The 4,746-nt window shown below is 72.5% G+C and carries 5 protein-coding genes; 1 reads left to right on the forward strand and 4 read right to left on the reverse strand.

What is annotated here, in order from left to right; all coding sequences use genetic code 11:
- The 4 genes from RWM17_RS12350 to RWM17_RS12365 form a co-directional block, all read right to left on the reverse strand.
- A partial coding sequence (locus RWM17_RS12350) for an aminotransferase class V-fold PLP-dependent enzyme (protein ID WP_314104076.1) occupies window positions 1-975 on the reverse strand: 975 nt, incomplete at its 3' end.
- Window positions 972-1,787 carry an amino acid ABC transporter ATP-binding protein gene (locus tag RWM17_RS12355; protein WP_314104078.1) on the reverse strand — a complete coding sequence of 272 codons (816 nt, stop codon included), beginning with the start codon at window positions 1,785-1,787 and terminating at the stop codon, window positions 972-974. The genes RWM17_RS12355 and RWM17_RS12350, both read right to left, overlap by 4 nt.
- Window positions 1,784-2,761, reverse strand: a complete 978-nt coding sequence (locus RWM17_RS12360) for an amino acid ABC transporter permease (protein WP_314104081.1) — start codon at window positions 2,759-2,761, stop codon at window positions 1,784-1,786. Before RWM17_RS12360 ends, RWM17_RS12355 begins: the two co-directional genes overlap by 4 nt.
- Before the next feature lie 2 nt (window positions 2,762-2,763).
- The gene (locus tag RWM17_RS12365) at window positions 2,764-3,750 is read right to left on the reverse strand and encodes an ABC transporter substrate-binding protein (RefSeq protein WP_314104084.1); all 987 of its coding nucleotides are present in this window, start codon (window positions 3,748-3,750) and stop codon (window positions 2,764-2,766) included.
- A 114-nt stretch (window positions 3,751-3,864) separates the two neighbouring features.
- Here RWM17_RS12365 and RWM17_RS12370 point away from each other — a divergent pair, with 114 nt between their 5' ends.
- Complete coding sequence (locus tag RWM17_RS12370) at window positions 3,865-4,650, forward strand: helix-turn-helix transcriptional regulator (protein ID WP_314104086.1); 786 nt, start codon at window positions 3,865-3,867, stop codon at window positions 4,648-4,650.
- Window positions 4,651-4,746 lie beyond the last annotated feature (96 nt).

Genomic DNA, 4,746 nt, shown 5'->3' on the forward strand with positions numbered 1-4,746 from the left:
GACGATGCCGGCCCGGCGCTGTCGCTCGACGGGGGAGAGCACGGGCACCCCGGCGGCGTCGAGGCGCGCGACCAGGTCGCCCGCCGTGTCGGCGACCCGGGACGCGACGACGTCGACGCCGACCTGCTCGAGCTGCTCGAGGGCGGTGGCGAGGGCGCCCGAGGCGAACGGCGAGCCGTTCGTGACCGAGAAGCGCTGGGCCCCGGAGAGGGCGGCGTGCGGCACGCCGTCGTAGCGTGACGGCCCCTCGACGCCGGTCCAGCCGCCGAGCACCGGCCGGAGGCGGTCGAGCGCCCGCGGGGACAGGGCGACGAAGCCCGTGCCCCAGCCCGCCCGGAGCCACTTCTGGCCGCCGACGACGAGGGCGTCGGCGAGCGACCAGTCGGCGTCGAGGACGCCGAAGCCCTGGATGCCGTCGACCACGAGGAGGCGGTCGCCGGCGGCCTCCCGGAGGCCCGCGAGGTCGGCGACCGTGCCGGTGCGGAAGTCGACCGCGCTCACCGCGACGGCGACCGTGTACGGGCCGACGGCCTCGGCGACGCGCTCGGGCGTCACGGGCGCGAGCGGCTGCCCCGGCACCGGGGGCAGGTGCCGCACCGTGGTGAGTCCCGCCTCCTCCGAGCGCCACCAGGCGTACAGGTTCGACGGGAACTCGGCCTGGCTCACGACGACCTCGCCGCGCGGCAGGCCGAACGCGACCTGCATCAGCCCGAGGGAGGTGCTCCCCGCGAGGGCGACGCCGGCCCGGTCGACGCCGGTGAGGCGCGAGACCGCGGCGAGGGCACGCTCGTCCTCGGCGTGCAGGCCGGACGACGGGACCCCGGCGCTCGCCGCGGCCGCGAGCCGTCCGATCGTCTCGACGACGTCGCGGGAGGGCGGTCCGTAGCTGCCGAAGTTGAGGTAGCCCACCGGCTCCGCGAACGACGACAGGTAGGTGTCGAGGGCACCAGACGTCCCAGGGTGGTCCGAGGTCACTGCAGCACCCGCTGGAGGAACTGCCGCGTGCGCGCCTCGCGCGGGGCGCCGAGCACCTGCTCGACCGGGCCCTGCTCGACGATGCCGCCGTCGGCCATGAAGACGACGCGGTCGGCGACCTCGCGGGCGAACTGGATCTCGTGCGTCACGACGAGCATGGTCATGCCGTCGCGGGCCAGGTCGCCCATCACCTTGAGCACCTCGCCGACGAGCTCGGGGTCCAGCGCCGACGTCGGCTCGTCGAAGAGCAGGAACAGCGGCTTCATCGCGACGGCCCGCGCGATCGCGACCCGCTGCCGCTGCCCGCCCGAGAGCTGACCGGGGTAGGCGTCGACCTTGTCGCCGAGGCCCACCCGCTCGAGGATCGCGACGGCCTCGGCCCGCGCCTCCTTCGCGGATCGACGCTGCACGCGCACCGGTCCCTCGAGCACGTTGCCGAGCACCGTCAGGTGCGGGAACAGGTTGAAGTGCTGGAACACCATCGCGGTGCGTGCCCGCTGCGCGGACAGCCTGCGCTCGCTCAGCTCGTGCAGCACGCCGTCGCGCAGCTCGAAGCCCATCGGCTCGCCGCCGACCCAGACCTCGCCGGCGTCGGGCTCCTCGAGGCGGTTGAGCGTGCGGAGAAACGTCGACTTGCCCGCGCCGGACGGGCCGATGATGCAGACGACCTCGCCGCTGCGCACCGTCATCGAGACGTCGCGCAGCACCTCGTGGCTGCCGTACGACTTGCCGATGCCGAGGGCCTCGAGGACGGGAGCGGCGTCGGCGGCGGGCGCCGCGCCTCCTGCGGTCGGGGTGGGCGTCGCGGTCACGGGGTGCTCCTCACGAGGGGGGCGCGGCCGAGGTCGGCGGCGACCTTGCGGCGCAGCGCGCGGGCGTTCGGCGGGCCGCCGGGGCGGCGGTCCTGCCGGTCGAAGCTGCGCTCGAGGTAGAACTGGCCGACGCTCGCGACGCTGACGATGACCATGTACCAGATCGCGGCGGCGATGAGCGTCTCCATCACCTGGAGGTTGAACGACGAGATGTTGTTCGCGGCCTTGATGAGCTCGAGGTAGCCGATGACCGACGCCATCGCCGTCCCCTTGAGCATGTTGATGAAGTCGTTGCCGGTCGGCGGGATGATGATGCGCATCGCCTGGGGCAGCACGATGCGGGCCATGCGCTGCATCGGGGTCTGCCCGATCGACTGCGCCGCCTCGATCTGGCCGCGGTCGACGCTCTTCAGCCCCGCCCGCACGATCTCGGCCATGTAGGCGCTCTCGTTGAGGGCCAGCCCGAGGAACGCGGCGACGAAGGTCGTCATGACGTCGTTCGTGCTGACGTCGAGGAACACCACGTCGGTGAACGGCACCCCGACGGTCAGCCGCGGGAAGATCAGCGCCAGGTTGTACCAGAGCAGGATCTGCAGCAGCACGGGCAGGCCGCGGAACAGCCAGGTGTAGCCGGCCGCGAAGGCCTGCGCCACGGGGTTCTTCGAGATGCGCATCAGGGCGATCACGACGCCGATCACGACGGCGCTGACCTGCGCGACGACCGCGAGCACGAGGGTGCCGACGAGGCCCTGCAGGATGATCGGCGAGATCAGGTAGTACGGGATGTCGCCGTACGCGATGTCGCCCTGCGACGCCCCGTAGGCGAGCGCGACGAGCACCACGACGATGACCGCCGCGCTCACCCAGCGGCCCCAGTGCTTGAGGCGCACCTGCGGCAGCAGCTCGCGCCCCGCCGAGGAGGCGCGGGCCGGGTCGACCGTGTCGGCCCCGGCCCGCGATGCGGGCTCCGTCACGGCTACTTGCCCCCGTTGACGGTCGCCTCGGTGACGCTGCCGGAGGTGATGCCCCAGGCGTCGAGGACCTCGCCGTAGGTGCCGTCCTCGATCAGCGAGTCGAGCGCCGCGGCGATGGCGTCGCGCAGCTCGGGGTCGTCCTTGTTGACGCCGATGCCGTAGGGCGCGCCGTCGATGACGTCGCCGGGCACGACCTCGAAGGCCTGGCCGTCCTGGGCGGTCTTCGAGATGTAGACGGCGCTCGGCAGGTCGTTGACGATGGCGTCGATGCGGCCGGTGCGCAGCTGGGTCTGGTTCTGGGCGTCGCTGTCGGTGACGGTGATCTCGAGCGGCTCCTCGCCGTCCGACTCGCACTGGGTGCTCGTCGCCTCGGCGAACTCCTGCTGGCTGGTGCCGGTGACGACCGCGATGGTCTTGCCGCAGAGGGTGTCGGGGCCGGTGATGTCGGCCGGGTTGCCCTTCTGCACCATCAGGGTGATGCCCGAGGTGAGGTAGTCGACGAAGTCGATGGCCTGCTGGCGCTCGGCGGTGTCGTTCATCGCGGCGATGGTGACGTCGACGCGACCGGACTGGAGGCTCGTGATCAGCGAGCCGAAGTCCTGGTTCTGGTACTCGACCTCGAGGCCGAGCTTCTTGCCGATCGCCGTGATCAGGTCGTGGTCGGAGCCGATGACGGTCGAGCCGTCGGCCGCGTAGAAGTTGTTCGGCGCGGACTGCACGTTCGATCCGACCGAGAGGGTGCCGGCGTCGGCGATGTCGGAGGGGAGCTGCGAGGCGAGCGCGTCGTCGACCTCGACGGCGTCGAGCAGCGCGCTCGTGTCGGGGATCGTCGAGGACGCCGACGACGAGGCGTCGCCCGTCGCGTCGCCGGGCTGCGGGGCGCTCGGGCCGCCGCACGCGGTGAGCGTGAGGGCCAGGACGGCGCCCGTCGCGACGGAGCCCCAGAGGGCAGGGCGGAGGCGGGGCCTGGTGGTGGTCGATCGGGTCATGGTCGAGCCTTTCGTGAGCGTCGTCGGTCATCGGAAGCTAGCCGATCTCTCGGCATGATGAGAGAAAATTATCACAATGCGACGAATCTGTTACACACCGGTAACCTGGGGCCCATGACGACAGCCAGCAGCGCCACCGTGGTCGACCGCAGCCGCGTGCTCCGGACCGAGTTCGGGCCGTACCTGCCGCTGATGGACTTCCTCGCCGAGCTGCTCGGCCCGCGCACCGAGATCGTGCTGCACGACACGAGCGACCTCAGCCGCTCGATCGTCGCCCTCACGAACGGGCACGTCAGCGGCCGCAGCGTCGGCGGCCCCGCGACCGACCTCGTGCTCAAGGTGCTGCAGAACCACGAGCACGACGACCGCGACTACCTCGCGAACTACCTGGCGGAGTCGCGCACCGGCGGCACGTTCCGCTCGTCGACCTTCTTCATCCGCGACGCGGGCGGCGACGTCGTCGTCGGGATGCTCTGCCTCAACATCGACGACGAGCCGCTGACCCGGGCCCGCGACCTGCTCGCGGCGATCACCGCGACGACCGGCCTCGTCAAGGGCGCGCAGGCGGCAGGCGCGGGGGGCGCCGGTGCAGGGCTGGAGGGTGCGGGCGGCGCGGGCGGCACCGGCGACGGTGCCCGTTCTGCCTCGTCGGCCGGCGTCGTCGAGCGGCTCAGCACGAACGTGGACGAGCTCGCGCTCGACGGCGTGGCCCGGATCGTCGCGGCGCAGGGCGTCGAGCCGCACCGCATGACGCCCGACGAGAAGGTCGCCGCCGTGCGCGAGCTCGAGCGGGCGGGGGTGTTCCTGCTCAAGGGCGCGGTGGCGCAGGTGGCCGACGCGCTGCACGTGTCCGAGCCCACGGTCTACCGCTATGTGAAGCAGGTGCGGCGCGGCGACTGAGCGCCGGGAGGTCGGCTCGACGGCGGCCGCGCGCTAGACGGGGAAGCCGAAGGTGGCGGCCGGGGTGCCGGCCGCGGCCGCGGCGCGCTCCTCGGC

The organism is uncultured Frigoribacterium sp. (assembly GCF_963515265.1).
Classification (GTDB): Bacteria; Actinomycetota; Actinomycetes; order Actinomycetales; family Microbacteriaceae; genus Frigoribacterium.